The organism is Methanoculleus sp., assembly GCF_035363275.1.
Classification (GTDB): domain Archaea; phylum Halobacteriota; class Methanomicrobia; order Methanomicrobiales; family Methanoculleaceae; genus Methanoculleus.
Window position 1 is genome coordinate 41,102 of sequence record NZ_DAOSET010000004.1, and the last position, 15,949, is coordinate 57,050.

The 15,949-nt window shown below is 62.0% G+C and carries 13 protein-coding genes and 1 tRNA gene; 1 reads left to right on the plus strand and 13 read right to left on the minus strand.

The window, feature by feature from the left end:
- The 9 genes from fdhF to PLN84_RS01475 all read right to left on the minus strand — a co-directional run bounded on the left by fdhF (position 1) and on the right by PLN84_RS01475 (position 9,253).
- Positions 1 to 2,061, minus strand: a complete 2,061-nt coding sequence (gene fdhF / locus PLN84_RS01435; RefSeq protein WP_292384627.1) for a formate dehydrogenase subunit alpha — start codon at positions 2,059 to 2,061, stop codon at positions 1 to 3.
- Positions 2,062 to 2,165: 104 nt separating this feature from the next.
- A complete protein-coding gene (locus tag PLN84_RS01440; protein WP_292558745.1) occupies positions 2,166 to 3,410 on the minus strand; it encodes a hypothetical protein in 1,245 nt (414 codons plus the stop codon).
- Positions 3,410 to 4,312 carry a site-specific DNA-methyltransferase gene (locus PLN84_RS01445; protein ID WP_292384629.1) on the minus strand — a complete coding sequence of 301 codons (903 nt, stop codon included), beginning with the start codon at positions 4,310 to 4,312 and terminating at the stop codon, positions 3,410 to 3,412. Before PLN84_RS01445 ends, PLN84_RS01440 begins: the two co-directional genes overlap by 1 nt.
- 59 nt (positions 4,313 to 4,371) lie before the next feature.
- Entirely contained in the window at positions 4,372 to 4,650 is a 279-nt protein-coding gene (locus PLN84_RS01450; protein ID WP_292384631.1) for a hypothetical protein, read from the minus strand.
- A gap of 275 nt (positions 4,651 to 4,925) precedes the next feature.
- Positions 4,926 to 6,689 (minus strand): circadian clock protein KaiC, encoded by a 1,764-nt coding sequence (gene kaiC / locus PLN84_RS01455; protein WP_292384632.1) that lies wholly within the window; start codon positions 6,687 to 6,689, stop codon positions 4,926 to 4,928.
- A gap of 165 nt (positions 6,690 to 6,854) precedes the next feature.
- Positions 6,855 to 7,886: a sensor histidine kinase gene (locus PLN84_RS01460; protein WP_292384634.1), complete on the minus strand. Its 1,032-nt coding sequence runs from the start codon at positions 7,884 to 7,886 to the stop codon at positions 6,855 to 6,857.
- Complete coding sequence (locus tag PLN84_RS01465; RefSeq protein WP_292384635.1) at positions 7,816 to 8,511, minus strand: PAS domain-containing protein; 696 nt, start codon at positions 8,509 to 8,511, stop codon at positions 7,816 to 7,818. The genes PLN84_RS01460 and PLN84_RS01465 overlap by 71 nt, the downstream gene beginning before the upstream one ends.
- Before the next feature lie 44 nt (positions 8,512 to 8,555).
- Entirely contained in the window at positions 8,556 to 8,912 is a 357-nt protein-coding gene (locus PLN84_RS01470; protein ID WP_292384636.1) for a circadian clock KaiB family protein, read from the minus strand.
- Between the two features lie 20 nt (positions 8,913 to 8,932).
- Positions 8,933 to 9,253, minus strand: a complete 321-nt coding sequence (locus tag PLN84_RS01475) for a circadian clock KaiB family protein (protein ID WP_292384637.1) — start codon at positions 9,251 to 9,253, stop codon at positions 8,933 to 8,935.
- A gap of 266 nt (positions 9,254 to 9,519) precedes the next feature.
- On the opposite strand from PLN84_RS01475, the gene PLN84_RS01480 reads away from it, so the two are divergent.
- Positions 9,520 to 10,728: a C45 family peptidase gene (locus tag PLN84_RS01480; RefSeq protein ID WP_292384638.1), complete on the plus strand. Its 1,209-nt coding sequence runs from the start codon at positions 9,520 to 9,522 to the stop codon at positions 10,726 to 10,728.
- Between the two features lie 151 nt (positions 10,729 to 10,879).
- Here PLN84_RS01480 and PLN84_RS01485 read toward each other — a convergent pair whose 3' ends face one another.
- From PLN84_RS01485 to PLN84_RS01500, 4 genes are all read right to left on the minus strand, one after another.
- Positions 10,880 to 11,695 carry a phosphoribosylformylglycinamidine synthase subunit PurQ gene (locus PLN84_RS01485; RefSeq protein WP_348531865.1) on the minus strand — a complete coding sequence of 272 codons (816 nt, stop codon included), beginning with the start codon at positions 11,693 to 11,695 and terminating at the stop codon, positions 10,880 to 10,882.
- 1 nt (position 11,696) lies between these two features.
- On the minus strand, positions 11,697 to 14,591 hold the full coding sequence (locus PLN84_RS01490) for an AIR synthase-related protein (protein WP_292558746.1): 2,895 nt from the start codon (positions 14,589 to 14,591) through the stop codon (positions 11,697 to 11,699).
- 238 nt (positions 14,592 to 14,829) lie between these two features.
- A complete protein-coding gene (locus PLN84_RS01495) occupies positions 14,830 to 15,384 on the minus strand; it encodes a GNAT family N-acetyltransferase (RefSeq protein ID WP_292384641.1) in 555 nt (184 codons plus the stop codon).
- Between the two features lie 303 nt (positions 15,385 to 15,687).
- Positions 15,688 to 15,760 (minus strand) — tRNA-Thr (locus PLN84_RS01500).
- Positions 15,761 to 15,949 lie beyond the last annotated feature (189 nt).

Consider the following 15,949-nt stretch of genomic DNA (forward strand, 5'->3'; position numbering starts at 1 on the left):
TCACACCTCCCCGATTCTCTCGACCTTCACGGCACACGCCTTGAACTCAGGGATCTTTGCGATCGGGTCGAGCGCGTTGTTCGTCAGGACATTCGCCGCACACTCCCTGTAGTGGAACGGCATGAACATGACACCCTTCACGATGTCGGGGGTCACCTTCGCGGGGACGTCCACCGTGCCGCGGCGGGTGCTCGCCCGGACGACCTCGTCGTCCTTAATGCCGAGTTCCCTCGCATCCTCAGGGTTGATCTCGATCCAGCCCGTGGGTGCCTCCTTCTCAAGGCTCCGCGACCGGCGGGTCATGGTGCCGGTATGCCACTGCCAGATCGTACGGCCGGTCGTAAGGACGAACGGGTACTCGGCGTCCGGGACCTCGGCGGGCGGTTTCCACTCGATGGGCGAGAAGACGCCCAGGCCGTCGGGCATCGCAAACTTCTCCCGGTGGAGGATCGCCGTTCCCGGGTGCTCCGCCGTCGGGCAGGGCCAGTGCAGGCCGTCCGGATCGAGGCGAGCGTAGGACATCCCGTGGTAGGAGGGCGTCACGGCGGCGACCTCGTTAAAGACCGCTTCAGGGCTTTCGAACGCAAACTGTTTCTCGTAGCCCATCCTGCTCCCGAGCTCGCAGATGATCCGCCAGTCTTCCTTCGCTTCGCCGGGTGCCTGCTGTGCCTTCTTCCAGCGCTGGACACGCCGCTCGGTGTTCGTCTGGGTGCCGTCCTTCTCGGCGTAGCAGACGGCGGGCAGAATGACGTCGGCGAGTTCGCCCGTCTCGGTCATGAAGATGTCCTGCACGACCAGGAACTCGAGGTTCCGGAGGGCCTCCTCGACGTGGTGGAGGTCGGGATCGGAGAGCATCGGGTTCTCGCCCATGATGTACATCGCCTTGATCTCACCGGGCTTGTCGGCGAGGACGTTGATCATCTCGGTGACGGTGTAGCCGACCCTGCCCTCGGCAATATCCTCGACGCCCCACATCTCCATCATCTTCTTCCGGGTCGCCTCGTCGGTGACCTTCTGGTAGCCGGAGTAGACGTTCGGGAGGGCTCCCATGTCGCAGGCGCCCTGGACGTTGTTCTGGCCGCGGAGCGGGTTCACGCCGCTGCCGGGCTTGCCCAGGTTGCCGGTGAGCATCATCAGGTTCGCGGTCGATTTGACGTTGTCGACGCCGACGGTGTGCTGGGTGATGCCCATCGAGTAGATGAGCGCGGCAGCATCGGCCGTTGCGATCCACTCGGCCGCGGTCCTGAGGCTCTCGACCGGAATCCCCGAGATCTTTGAGACGTTCTCAAGGCTGTAAGTCTCCTGCATGACGACCTCCTTGAGGTTCTCGTAATCCTTCGTTCGGTTCGCAATGAACTCCTTATCCTCCCTGCCGTTCCGGATGATCTCCTGCATCAGGCCGTTTAAGATGGCGACATCGGTTCCGGAGACGAACGGCATGTAGAGATCAGCCTGTCGGGCGGTCGGGGTGAAGCGCGGGTCGGCGACGATCACCTTCCCGCCGCTCTCTCTTGCACGGACGATGCTCCGTGCAATGAGCGGGTGCTGCTCGAAGGTATTACTCCCGAGGACGAAGACGCACTTTGAATCGGCGATGTCCTTGATCGAGTTCGTCATCGCGCCTGATCCGAAGACCGCCGCAAGGCCCGCGACGGTGGACGAGTGGCAGAGCCGGGCGCAGTGGTCGACGTTCGGGGTCTTGAGCGCCACCCGCGCGAACTTCTGCATCAGGTAATTCTCCTCGTTCGATGTCCGGGCGGAGGAGAGACAGGCCATCTCTCCGGGTTTATAGGACCTGAACTTCTCCGTGATCAGGTCGTAGGCCTCGTCCCAGGTCGCCTCGACGAACGTACCGTCCTTCTTGATGAGCGGTGTTGTCAGGCGGTCGGGGCTGTTGATAAACTCGTGGGCATACCGTCCTTTGGGGCAGAGTTTGCCGCCGTTGACGGGCGCACGCTGCCAGTGCGCCACATCGAAGACCTTGCCGTCCCTCACGACAAGGTTGAACCCGCACCCGGTGCCGCAGTACGGGCATGTTGTCGATACATACTTGATATCCATAGTTGTTCCCTCTGGCGGGGACAACATGACGCCCGAATTATATAATATACGTGGTTCCGGCGGAATTTTTGAGGAATATTGGTGGAATGCCGCAGGAACCCGACTCACAGGCCGGCCTGGACCGCCAGCGCCGCCACGAGCGTGACGATACCCGCCACCGAGAGCGGCAGGGTGTAGTTCCGCACGACCGCGGGAAAATCGTCGCCGGTCGTCCGTTTGAGCAGCCAGAAGAAGGGGTCGCTCACGTAGGAGAACATGAACGCTCCTGCAGAGATCATGAGCACCAGGGCAAGCGGGTTGATCGCCAGAGCGGCAGGGATCGTGGCGAGGATGGTGGCGGTGACGGTGGCGGTGACGACTCTTGAGCCCTGTGCCGCCTGCACCAGGGCGGCGACGACGAACGGGAGGAGGGTGATGGGGAGATAACCCTGAACGAGCGCGGCCACATCGGCAGGGAAGGTGCTTGCGGCGATGACGCCGCCGAGCGCTCCGGCACCGGCGAGGTCGAAGATGATGATCCCGGCGTTTTTCGTCCCCCGGGCAAGCGCCTTCTCCCGGACGTCGGCCGGAACGGTGAGAAGTGCGGCAAAGAGCCCGGCAAGAAGCGCCAGGTTGATGTTTGCAAGGGCGTGGAGCGGTGGGACGAAAGACCCTACTACGAGCGCGAAGACGATGACCAGGAACGGCAGCCAGGCGAGAAGGTGCCGCCCGCCCGCTATGGGAGCCGGTTCTGCCGGCAACGCCGCAGGCGTACCGCGGGCCCGCAGGGCGACAAGGAGACCGGCGAGGAGGAGGAGCGAGACAGGAAGGGTGACGAGGTCGACCTCCCAGGGCCGGCCGGCAAAGAGGCCGAGCGTCGTTATGGTGGAGTAGACCACTGGAGCGGGGTAGAGGAGCACGTAGGATATCATCCCGGCGACGCCGGCGCAGTAGAGGAGGATCTTTGACGCCTGCCGGTCGGGCTGGAGGTGCGTGATGATGGGGGCGAGGATGACGAACGAGGTGATGCCGCACATCAGCGGGACGGAGAGGAGGTAGCCGGCCGACCCTGCCGTGGCAAGGGGGCGGTGCACCAGGCCCCGGATGTCGGCGACGATATTCTCTATCCGACCACTCTCGCGGAGGACCTGGGCGATGCCGACTCCGCAGAAGATGACGATACCGAGGATGGAGAATATCCTGCCGGCGCCGCCCGTGATCGCCGCAATAAGCGTCTCCGCCGGCATCCCGGCAAGGGCGCCGAAGAGGACGGACGTCCCGACCAGGGTGAGAAACGGGGGGAGGTGATACCTGAGCGACGCGACGGTTATCACGACGATGGCGACGGCGAAGGGGATGAGGGTCTCCATCACTCTTCCGTTGACGGCATGGGGTTATAAGGCCCGCCGGCCTTCTGCTCCATCTCGCGGCGGGCTTCAGCAATCCGGGCCCCGGCAATCTCCCGGTATCCCGGGTCGATTTCAAACCCGATAAAGTCCGCGCCGAGGGCAAGCGCCGCAAGCGCCGTGCTCCCGATGCCCATGAAGGGGTCGAGGACCAGCATCCCCGGCCGGCAGCCGTGGAGCCGGATGCACATCTCCGGGAGCTTCTCCGGGAAACTGGTCGGGTGGGGCCGGGAGGAGCGGATGGTCCGGTAGGGGATGAACCAGGTGTTCCCCCGGTCCCGGAGGTCGCGCTCCGCCGCCTTCCAGCGGCCGATGTTGCTCTTGTCCTGGTAGGGGACGCCGACACCCAGTTTGTCGAGGGCGACGCTCCCTTTCTTCGTGAAGTGGAATATATGCTCGTGGCACTGGCTCAGGTAACGGGAACTGTTCACCGGCTGGTAGTGGCCGACGGCGATGTCCCCGAGTATGTTCTCGTAACCGCCGACATCCTCCTTCCCGATCGCGATCGCCTTGACCCAGTGGATGACGTTCTGCAGCTCGAAGTAGGGGCGGAACCGCTGGACGGCGTCGAAGGGGATCCAGGGGTCCCGGGGTTTGCCGCCGATGTTGAGGAAGAACGAGCCGTCATCGGCGAGGACCCGCGCCGCCCCGGCGGCGACCTCCTCCAGCCAGCCGAGATACTCTTCACGGGGCTGCCGGTCGTTGTATGACCGGTATTCCTTGCCGATGTTGTAGGGCGGCGATGTGACGATGATATCGACAGAACCCGCCGGAAGGCGCTGCATGCCCGCTATGCAGTCCATGGTATGGATGGTATTGGCGGCAAGCCCGCCGGGTCCGTCCGTCTCTCTCTCCTCTCCTGCCACTCAGATCATATTACAGGTTCGCGGTCCTCCGCAAAAAGGTGAACGAACCGGGACGGGTGTCAGGATCTTGCGTCCTCGCCCAGCACCTTCTGCCGGGTCCGCTCCAGGGTGTCGATGAAGTCCTCTACCTCATAAGGGTTGAGTCCTTCGCTCGTGGAGCCTTCACGTTCGAGGTAGACGATCTGGAGGAGCGCGTCTTTGAGGATCTCAAGACGGCTCTCCGGCGGGAGGATTATCTCGAACCGGCGGAAGATACGGTCGGATATGCAGACGAAATCACCGTGCATGGACGCAAACGAGAGGATTTCGTCTGCTGAAGGAACATCGCCCTGGCTCACCTCGACTTCCAGGACTGCGGGCGCATCGCCGCCCTCTTCTGCAAAACAGCGGGTGACCCTGATCTTCGTGGCTGCTCCTCCGGTTCCGGCGAACTATTCTCTACAGAGAATAATATAGTTGCGATGACGGGGAGGAGATCTTCCCCGTTGGGCATCGGGGTCATGCCGGCACGGCGGAAGGGACGTGCCAGTCGGGCGACGCGGGGCGGTGAGGGCAGGACGCGAGAAGGCAGGTCGCGCTTCACAGGGAGTCTCCCCCTCAGGCATCTCCCGGCTTACCGCTCCCCGCCATGCTCTTTCCGGGAATCCCCTGCCGTTCGGTCCGCCTCCCGCATGCGGGCGAGATGCCCCCTCTCCTCAGACCGGACCTGCTTCTTCCGGTCCAGTTCCCATGAGAACCGGTCGAACTCCGTCTGCACCCCCCGGCACTCCGCCTGAAGGGCTGCGATCCGGGCTTCGAGCACCTTCCGCTTCCGGTCGGCCTCGATCTGCCGGACCCGGAGCTCGTCCTCGCGATTCCGCAACTCCGCCTCCTCCTCCATCTCCCTGATGTAGCGCGCCGAGCCGGTCAACACCCCGCCCGGCCCGAGATAGACGTCCGCGAGATCGATCCCTTCACCGGTGACGATGACCTCCCGGATCTGGTTGGAGTGCGCCATGCCCCGGGACTTCAGGACATACAGGCCCCGGTTCCGCTCGCCGCCGGACTCGATGAACTTGAGGAGGATCCATGTGTCCATCAGCGACGATATCTCGATCTTTGTCTGTTCAGAGGTTCCCTCCGCCTGCGTCAGGTCGGTGAAGAGCCCGGTGATATGGTTGACCTTCAGATAATCGACGAACCGGACCAGCATCGCCTTCGCGTCTGCCTCGCTGCTCACCGAGATGAGGCTCGATATGGGGTCAATGACGACCGCGTCGGGCCGCAAGACCTGCACATCCCGGAGCATGGTGGCGAGGTGCGTCTCGAGGCCGTACGCCGTCGGACGGGAAGAACGGATTACAAGGTTTCCCGCATCAATCCAGGGCTGGAGATCGATCCCGATAGACCGCATGTTCCGCACGATCTGGCCCTGCGACTCTTCAAAGGCGAAGTAGAGACACCGCTCACCCCGCCGGCAGACCGAGTCTGCGAAGGCAGCGGCGAAACTCGTCTTGCCGGTGCCCGGCGCGCCTGATATCAGGACGCTTGAACCCCGGAAGTAACCCCTGCCGTCGAGCATCGCGTCGAGCCGTTCGATGCCGGTGGAGACCCGGTCTTCGAGGGCTTCGTGGTCGAGGCTGAGGGTGGTGACCGGCATGATGACGATACCTTCGTTCCCCGTGATCAGGAACGGGTACTCGTTCGTGCCGTGGGTGGAGCCGCGGTACTTAACGATGCGCAGGCGCCGGGTCGAGATCTGGTTGGTCACCCGGTGGTCGAGGAAGATGACGGCGTCGGAGACGTACTCCTCGAGACCGTGCCGGGTCAGGTTTTCGCCCTGGCCGCTCTCGCCGGTCACGACCGCCGTGACGCCTTTCTCCTTGAGCCAGGAGAGGAGCCGGCGAAGTTCGGCGCGGATGATGCCTTCGTTTGAGAGACCTGAGAAGAGGACCTCGATGGTATCGAGCGCCACCCGTTTCGCCCCGATGGAATCGATCGCGTAAGCAAGCCTGATGAAGAGCCCGTCGAGGTTGTACTCGCCGGTCTCCTCGATCTCGCTCTTCTCGATCCGGACATAGTCGATAGCGAGTTTCTCCTGCGCGATCAGCCGGGGGAGGTCGAAGCCGAGGGAGTGGACGTTCTTGACCAGGTCCTCCGCCGTCTCCTCAAAAGAGACGAAGACGCCGGGCTCGTTGTACTGCGTCGCCCCGCTCACCAGGAACTGCATGGCAAAGAGCGTCTTCCCGCTCCCGGCCTTTCCAACGACCAGCGTCGGCCGCCCCTTCGGGAGCCCGCCGGCGGTGATCTCGTCAAGACCGTGGATGCCGCTCGGCACCTTTGCCAGAGCGAATTCGGTATCCCCGGACGGTGCCGGAGCACCTGCAGCCTGATCCATATTCTTTTGATGATCTGTATTTACCATATACATTACCCCGAAATCTGGTGACCCGGTGCTTCGTTACGCCGTACAGGACGCCCGGAGGGAGCCGTATCCCCGATGGAGCCGCGCAGAGACACGATCCCGTCCGGGGTCTTCCGGGTCCGGGACCCGGCACAACATTCAGGCCTTTCTCAGCGTGAACTGGAATGCTGCACCGCACTCCGGGCGGCCCGGCACCCGATCGGCGGCCCAGATCCTGCCGCCGTACCGTTCGACCAGGATCCGGGCCAGGTAGAGCCCGAGCCCCTCGCCGACGCCTCGCTGCTTCTTCTCATAGCGGTGGAAGATCGCCTCCTTATCGGCATCTAAAACACCGGGGCCGGTATCCGCCACCGTTACCCACACAAACCCGCCTGCATCCTCCGTCCGGATGGCGATCGCGACGTCGGGACCGCCGTGCTTGATGGCGTTGCCGATCAGGTTTGAGAAGACCTCCGGGAGGAGTTCGTCACCCAGCACGAGGGATGAAGCGCCGGCGTAGTTGATGCTGCCGTCAGGATACCGGCCAATCTCATCGCGGATGATCGTATCGAGGTCAACCGGCCGGATATCGGGCGGTCCGGTATGGATCCGCCGGATCTTCGAAACAAGGCCAAGGATCTCGATGCTTTTCCCAATGCTCCGCTGGAGTTTCGCCGCATAATCGGCAGCTTCACCGTCGAGGGTGGCAAGGAGCAGCTCGGCATAAAGGTTCGAGACATTCTCGGTGTTGCCGATATCATGCGTCAGGATATCCAGGTAGAGGTTCGCCTCCCGGTGCGCACTCTCGAGCTCGTGATGAAGCCTGGCCCGTTCTTCCTCGGCACGCTTCTGCTCGGTGACGTCGGCGGCTACGCCGATGAGGCGATGAGGCCGCCCTTCCGGGTCCCGGCACACCAGGCCCCGGCTTGCAATCCAGCGGATGGAACCTTCGGACTGGCGGCGGATGCGGAATTCAGCCATGTATTCGCCGTTATGGGCGATGGCCTCATCTATGGCCTGCCGGATCCGGGGCCGATCCTCCGGCACCACGATGGTCCTCCAGTCGTCGCGGGTCTGCAGTGCGCCGGCATCGGGAACACCCCACAATTTCACCAGCGCTTCAGAGGGAATAACCTTCCCGGAGGCCAGGTCGATCTCCCAGGGTGCGAGACTGGCGGCATCGAGAGCCATCGCCAGCCGCTCCTCGCTCGCGCAGGGCCTGGTTGGACCTGGCAAGCTCGGCGGTCCGCTCTTTCACCCGGGTCTCGAGTTCGGCGTAGGCTTTCCTGAGAAGTTCCTCCGACTGCTTTTGCCCGGTCAGGTCCGTGACAACCAGGGAGAAGACCTGTATCCCGTCCATCCGCAGGAGTTTCAGGGAGAGGTGTACCGGCACCAGGTCCCCGCCATGCGCCTGGAGCGTGCTCTCGCCCGCGGTGCCGGAGGGGTTCCCGTCCTCCATCATCCTCCGGAAACTCTCTGCAGAGGCAGGGGCGATGAAGGCGTGGATCGGCTCTCCCATCAGGCTTTGATGGGGCATGCCGAGAAGCCGGGCGAACGACTCGTTGCAGTAGAGGATGGTGCCGTCGGTGGAGAGTGTTGCAGCCCCTTCCCACATCTGCTCGACGAGTACACGATAGGGGTGTTCGGCGGTGTTTAAGGTATAGACCTTCTCGCCCTCGTCCGTCGAGACGAGGAAGGCATCGACCTCCCCCCTCCGGATCGCCGAAAGGGTCTCTTCAGCCTCCGCAAAGCCTCCATAGAGTTCTTCCAGCACGCGGAGGAGTTCTTCCTCTCGCGGTAATCGGGGAATGTTCATGTTGGATGGGTTACCTGGAGGGTAGTTTTCGGTGGAGCGCACAGTCACTCCAGCTGTTTAATCCCGAGCCCGACAAGGACACGATCTTCGTCCGACATATCCCCGATCAATCTCCTGATCGGCAGGGGAAGCTGCTTGATGAGCATGGGCACCGCGAGGATCTGGGCGTCTTTTGCCAGTTCGGGGTGCTGGTAGATGTCGATCACTTCAAGATCGTAACTCCCTTTGTAGCTCGTCTCAAAGATGTTCTTGATGTTCTCGATCGCCCTCTGCGACCGCGGGGTCATCCCGGCTACGTAGAGCCGCAGAATATAACGGGAGTCCATACTCTTCAGTGCCGTCTCGAACTCTTCCGCGGTCAACGGCCTGTTCCGGCCCTGATTGTCGCTCTCGTTACTCACTCGGTCAACCCCCTTAGAATCTAGGTTTTATCCCCCGGTCGCAGATCGAGGCCGACCAGCACCTTCTCCGTATTCGAGAGATCACCGATGATCTTTCTCAAGGGCGGGGGAAGTTTCCGGACCAGCGTGGGGACGGCGAAGATCTGGTCGCCTCTCGCGAGTTGAGGCTGTTCGACGAGATCGATCACCTCGATCCGGTATCGGCCGGCAAGATGCTCCTCGCAGAACTTCTTCAGGTTTGCGAATGCCGCGAGCGATTTAGGTGTCTGGCCCGCGACGTAGAGCCGCAACTCCCATACCTCTCCGTTCTCCTCCCCGACCGTCTCCTGATGCGTACTCATCGTACTTCCTCTTTCCCTCTCGACTACTCAAACATTCCGTCGCCGGTCGCTGCCTCGGTTGCCACAGTTCTCCGGGCGGTGCCTGCTTCGAGCCTGCTGTGGAACCGGTTCTTCTATCGGAATTCCGGTGCTGTTCCCGACCCGGATCGAGCGAGCTCCAGGGTGCTCCCCGGGCCGGGGGCGGGACGCTGCGGGTGGGAGCCGGGAAAACAGCCATGCCAAAACCATTTAAGCAGGTTTATCCGCTTGAGGGCGGAGATCTCCTCATGAGACGATTATACCTCCTCATCGCACTGCTGCTCGTGGTCCCGGCGGCGGCGGTCGTCCTCACTTCGGAGAGCGGGTGGACTGCCGGCACCGACGCCGGGTCAAAGCAGGTTGCCGCGTTCGGCAACGGCACGCGCTACGAGGCAGGATCGTACCATATCGTCGTCCTCTCCGGCACCTACCGGGAGATGGGACGGCAGTATGGCGCCCTGATGAAGGACGAACTCCAGGAAGAGTACGCGATGCTCCGCTCCCACTTCACGGCCAACGGATACACCGAGGCGGAGATCGGCGAGTTCGCTACAACGGCAACGGCGCTCCAGGCAAAACGCATGAAGGAGATCCGGGCGGGAATCGCGGAGACGTCCGGTCTTTCCGTAGAGGAGGTCGATATCCTCTACGAAGGCCCGATCGTCTACCTCGTAACTTATGGGGCGAAGGCAGGGTGTTCGTTCATGGCGGTATGGGGCAACTACACCCCTGACGGCTCGGTGGTCCTCTCCCGGAACTACGACCTGCCCGACGTATTCTCGGTCTTTTACCCATACTACACCCTCGCGGTCTACAACCCGACCGACGGGAGCAACGGCGTGGCGACCTTCGGCCCGGCAGGGGCACGTTCCGAGACCCTGATGAACAGCGCCGGCCTCTTCATCGCCGACGACAACGCCGTGGACTCGGGCAGTAGCCTTGAGATCGCCGGCAGGCCCGACCTGATCGGGGAGTTCTTCCGGCTGATGCTCGACTACTCCGATATGGAAGGGCTCGACGCCGGGATCATGACCACCCGTGCGGACTGCGCCTGGATCGTGAACGCGGCAGGACCGGACCGGGCCTACTCCTACGAGGAGACCGTGTATGACATCAAGCGCCGCGAGGGTCAGGGCGTGATCGCGGCCGCGAACCACTTCGTGGACCCGTCCTGGCGGCTTGCGGTGCCCCCGGCGGATCATTCGACCTCGCGGTATGACAATCTTCTGCGCCTCGCCGAGGAGAACCGGGGTTCGATCGACGGGGAACGGATGGTCGCGATCCGCGACGTGCTGCTGGAGGACGGGGGCGCGACATTCCGGCACAGTATGCTCGAGGGTATGCCGTACTCCTCAGATCACCAGGTGATCTTTGTCCCGGAGACCCGTACGCTCTGGCTGAAAGTCGTGGACCGGGACTGGCAGAAGGTGGAGCTCGGACCGCTCTTCTCGGTGTGAGGGGGCCCGGCCTCTCCTCTCCCTGCTCTCAGGGAGCAGGAGCCTGCCGTGATCCCGGGCTGCGGCAACAGACGATCCGGGTATAGGAGAAAGGGCAGACGAGAGGCACAGGTGACGCGCCAGGATCCTGAAAAAAGGTATTGGAGTCGGTTCACTTTTCGAAGTACGCGACGATGTTTTGGAAGATCTGCATGTTCATCGATTCGGTGGGCAGGGGTTTTCCCTCGCGCCGCAGGTGCTCTTTTTGGGTCGGCCAGTCGTAGAGGTTCACGAACTCCATGGCCCGCTCGGGGTGCGGCATCAGGCCGAGGACCCTGCCGTCCGCCGAGGTGATCCCGGCGATGTCCGCAAGCGAACCGTTCGGGTTGTAGGGGTACTCCCCTCCCGCTGGAGAGAGGTCGTCGCGGCAGTAGCGGAACGCGACCATCTTCTCGCGCTCGATACGTTTCAGGGTCTCTTCCGAGCAGGAGAAGTTCCCCTCGCCGTGGGAGACCGGGCAGTAGAGGTGCGTGATGCCCCGCGTCCAGAGGTTCTCCACCGCAGGCTTCAGGGTGACGAACCGGCACTCGAGCACGCCCTTCCGGTTCGGCATCAGGGCGATCTCGCGGGGACGAACCTGCTCGAACGCGGGGATCAGGCCGAGGTTCGCGAGGATCTGAAACCCGTTGCAAATCCCGAGGACGAGGTTGTCCCCCGCGAGGAAGTCTTTGAGGTCGCTCCAGAGGTTGTTTCTGACGCGGTTTGCGTAGGCGTTGCCGGCACCCGTATCGTCGCCGTAAGAGAACCCGCCGGGGAAGACCATCAGCCGGTAGTCGGAGAGGGCTTTCTCCCCCGCGATGAGGTCGTTGATGTGGACGATGTCGGATGCCATCCCGGCCCGCATCAGGGCTTCCCTGGTCTCCATCTCGGAGTTGATGCCGTAACCGCTCATGATGAGGGCTTTTGCCGGGGTCTTGGTAGTAGTCATCTCAGTACCTCCCGAAAGGTGCCTTGTATGCTGCTTCCATCGCCGTGATGGGCTGCTCGATGAGGGTCTTTCCTCCTGCCGATACCCGGAAGACCGTGCCGTCGACGTGGCCGAGGAGGTTTGCGTCGCCGCCGAAGAGCTCCTCGAACGCCTCGCGGTCGGAGGGAGCGATCGTGACGACGAACCGCCCGAGCGACTCCGAGAAGAGGTAGCAGTCCGGGCGCATTCCGCCGGGAATGGTGATGTCCATGCCGACCCTTCCCGCAATCGCGACCTTTGCAAGGGCGACGAGGAGGCCCCCGTGGGTGACCGGGAAGGCAGAGGCGACGATCTTCTTCTCGATCGCGTCGGTCATCCTCTCGTAGCATGCTTTTGCCGTCTCGATATCGAGGGCCGGGACCGTGCCTCCCTCGATGCCGAGGTGCGCGAGGTACTCCGACCCGCCGAGCTCCTCGTTGGTCTCCCCGACGACGTAGACGAGGTCGCCATCGAACTTCGCGTCCATCGATACGGCGGTGGCAACATCGGGGTGGATGCCTATCGAGGAGATGAGGAGCGTCGGGAGTACGGAGACCTTGACGGGGTTAGAGTCCGCGTCGAACCCCGAGAAGTCGTTATACATGCTGTCTTTCCCGGAGATGTAGGGCGTGCCGAACCCGACCGCGCCGTCACGGCAGCCGAGCGCGGCCCGCTTGAGCTGCCAGAGCCGCTCTGGCTCATCGGAAGAGCACCAGCAGAAGTTGTCGAGGAGAGCGATCGTCTCCATCGGGACGCCTATCGCTATCAGGCCCCGGATGGCCGTGTCGATAGCGGCGATCGCCATGCGGTAGGGATCGAGCTCCGTGTAGGAGGGGAAGAGGCCCTGCGAGAGCCCCACGCCCTTCATCGAATCCAACACAACCTTCGTCAGCGTGGCTGAGGCCTGGACCCGCCCGCTCCCCTGCACGGGCCCGAGGACGTGCCCTCCCTGGACGGTATGGTCGTAACGGGTCGAGATGAACTCTATCGAGCAGATGTTCTTTCTCGTGAGCATGGCAAGGAGGAGGTCGTCGAGCCGGTCCGGGCACGCGAACTCGGGCTCGGGATAGGTCGTCGTCACGGGCAACGTCTGGAGGTGCTTCTTCGGCAGACCGTCGTGGAGGAACTCGAGGTCGATATCCATGACGGTCTCGCCGTTGTACTCCACGACGCACCTGCCGGTATCGGTGAATCTCCCGATGACCGTGGCCTCGACCTCCCTCTTCTTCATGAGGTCCATGAACGCCTCGACCTTCTCCTCCGGGACGGCGAGCGTCATCCGCTCCTGCGATTCGGAGATCCAGATCTCCCACGGCGCCATGCCGGGGTACTTCAGCGGCACGCGGTCGAGGAGGACATGGCACCCGCCCGACTCCTTTGCCATCTCCGCGACGGAGCAGGAGATCCCTCCTGCCCCGTTGTCGGTGATGCTCCGGTAGAGGTCGAGGTCGCGGGCCTCCTTGACGATGACGTCGGAGAACTTCTTCTGGGTGATGGGGTCGCCGATCTGGACCGCGGTCACGGGGCTTGCCGGATCGAGCGCCTCCGAGGAGAAGGTGGCCCCGTGGATGCCGTCCTTGCCGACCCTGCCGCCCACCATGACGATGAGGTCGCCGGGGAGGGCCTGTTTCTCGTGGAGCAATCTTCCGTCGCGAGCGCGCGGCATCACGCCGACCGTGCCCGCAAAGACGAGGGGTTTACCCACGTAGCGGTCGTGGAAGTAACACCACCCCTGTGGCGTCGGGATGCCCGAACAGTTGCCTCCTACATCCACACCGCGGATAACGCCCTCGAAGATCCGCCGGGGGGGGAGAATGGGGTTTTCCCGGTTCTTGGCGCGGAAGAGGGGCGGTTCAGTCTCGGGGTCGCCGACGCAGTAGCCGTAGATGTTGATGCAGGGCTTTGCGCCGAGGCCGAACCCGATCGTGTCGCGGTTCACCCCGACGATCCCGGTGAGGGCGCCGCCGAAGGGGTCGAGGGCCGAGGGGGAGTTGTGCGTCTCGACCTTGCAGGTCACGAGGTGCTCGTCGTCGAAGACGATTGCGCCGGAGTTGTCGGTGAAGACCGAGACGCAGATGTCCTTATCACCCTTCGCCTCGCGGATGGTGTTGGTGGCTGCCTGGATGCAGGTCTTGTAGAGCCCCCGCGGGACGTCGTCGTCCATCGCCGAGGCAAAGATGGTGTGCTTGCAGTGCTCGCTCCAGGTCTGGGCGAGCGACTCGAGCTCGACGTCCGTCGGCCTCCGACCGAGGCTCCGGAAGTAGTCCCGTATCGCGTGGAGCTGGGCGAGGTCGAGGGCGAGCGGCCCCCGCCGCTCCCCGGTCCCGGGGTCGACGATGCCCTCTTTCCCGATGCGTGCGAGGTCCGCGTCGGGAAGGTCGAGGTCGACGGTCCCGGCCGCCTGGAGTTCGTCGAGGCGGACGAAGGGCGTGATCGTGTCCATCCCCGTCTCACCGTACTCCTCGCGGCTCCTGACGTGGACGCGGTTGACGAGCGGGTTTGCGAGGGCAGCGGTGAGCCTCCGGAGGGAGTCGGGGGTCAGGTCGCCGGCGACGAGGTAGAGCTGCGACGAGAAGACCGCCTCCCCTTCGCCGAACCGGAACCCGAAGTAATCCTCGATGGTCTGCTTTGCCGTCGTCCCGGCGTTGTCGGTGACGCCGGGCAGGAACCCGACCTCGATCGCGTGGTCAAAGTCGGCCTCGGTCGGCCGGTCTACGGAGTATCGCTGGACAACGGGGTTGCTGAGCTGCGCACCGATCTGCGAGAGCTCGTCAGGGGAGAAGTCCCTCTGGGAGGTCGCTATGGTATAGACGTCGACGAGATGCAGATCGCGCAGGGGGACGCCCGGCGAGCGGAACCTCTCGGTACGCGTCTGCAAGCGTGGATCGCGGGAATAGTGTACCTCTATCCGGTGGACGTGAGAGGCCATGTATATATATGGGTGCGATCGGGTGAAAAGAGCTGCGATGGGGTGGGGGTGTGCGGTTGGGTCGGAGGGGGTCCGGGTGAGATTTGAGGAGCTTTAACTATACCCTCTCTTTTTCAGCACGCCTGTGCCTCCGGGGCGTGCCGAACTCATTTTGGGCGTATTTTCAAATGAGGTCAATAATGGACATCTACAAACTTTTTCTCGCTCTGATGATATGCAAAACATCAAAATAAAAAGGAATGGTATCCTTTGGCGGATCTTCTGGATTGACTAAAGCCCTTCGAAAATCTGATTTTTCATAGAATTCTACAGAGGTTGGCTTAAAGTCAACAGTTAGAATTCTACAACCAACATGTTCAGTGATGTCGCCCACTATAGAAAAGATTTCTATGAGCATATTGGTTCCAATACCGCGATGCCGGTAATTGTCGTGAACTGCCAGCCTTGCAATTTTTATTGCCGGGTAATATCGATATTTATAGCCCCTTATTCGATCTCCCCGTATCATCTCCTCTTTTTCGATGCAATCGGTTACAAGCGTAAAATATCCCACGAGAGCCTCTCTCCAGAACACAACTTGCGTGACAGAGAAGAAACTGTTCTGACACCGTAAGGCGTCTTCTTTTAGGAACTCCTCTAAATCAACTTCTTCGGGATTACTACAACAAGAAAAAGAATTAACATCAATTCCTTCGTGGAGAGTGACATACTCCAACTCTTCATCAGGAATTGGTTCTGCCATTAAGATCGCTTTTGAGAACGCACCGCAGCCTCCCTGACTAAAAACTGGCCGCGTGTACTCAGGTCATTGTGCTCAAGGAATCTCTCGAACCTGCGAGCATCCTCGCCTTTTAATTTCAATCCTAACTCTATAGCCTTCGCCATTACACCCACCCCGCACATGTGGCGTGCATATGTGTTACATATGTAATACGATGAGATATACGCATCTGAAGAACTAATATATGTTTCCATACCTCTCGCCCATGAAATGATCGAGAATATGAAGCTCAGTTTTAAAATAGGCTAATAAGTTGGCCTTTTAAGCCCCAGCCGAGATTTGAACTCGGGACCTGCTGATTACAAGTCAGCCGCTCTGCCAGCTAAGCCACTGGGGCATACCTTATATTGTGGATCGTCCGCGCTAAAAAAGATGGCGCCGGTTCTCCTCACCCCTCCCCGGCATCTTCTGGCTGATCACCATAACTCCCACCTGACGGTGCTCACGATCTGCTCCTGATGGAGCGTCGCGACTCCCACCTGACGGTGCTCACGATCTGCTCCTGATGGAGCGTCGCGACTCCCAC

Coding starts and splice junctions, on each gene's coding strand:
- PLN84_RS01480 (WP_292384638.1), top strand. CDS start 9,520: ATGAGACGATTATACCTCCTCATCGCACTGCTGCTCGTGGTCCCGGCG.
- PLN84_RS01485 (WP_348531865.1), bottom strand. CDS start 11,695: ATGACTACTACCAAGACCCCGGCAAAAGCCCTCATCATGAGCGGTTAC.
- PLN84_RS01495 (WP_292384641.1), bottom strand. CDS start 15,384: ATGGCAGAACCAATTCCTGATGAAGAGTTGGAGTATGTCACTCTCCAC.
- kaiC (WP_292384632.1), bottom strand. CDS start 6,689: ATGGATCAGGCTGCAGGTGCTCCGGCACCGTCCGGGGATACCGAATTC.
- PLN84_RS01440 (WP_292558745.1), bottom strand. CDS start 3,410: ATGGAGACCCTCATCCCCTTCGCCGTCGCCATCGTCGTGATAACCGTC.
- PLN84_RS01460 (WP_292384634.1), bottom strand. CDS start 7,886: ATGGCTCTCGATGCCGCCAGTCTCGCACCCTGGGAGATCGACCTGGCC.
- PLN84_RS01475 (WP_292384637.1), bottom strand. CDS start 9,253: ATGAGTACGCATCAGGAGACGGTCGGGGAGGAGAACGGAGAGGTATGG.
- PLN84_RS01465 (WP_292384635.1), bottom strand. CDS start 8,511: ATGAACATTCCCCGATTACCGCGAGAGGAAGAACTCCTCCGCGTGCTG.
- fdhF (WP_292384627.1), bottom strand. CDS start 2,061: ATGGATATCAAGTATGTATCGACAACATGCCCGTACTGCGGCACCGGG.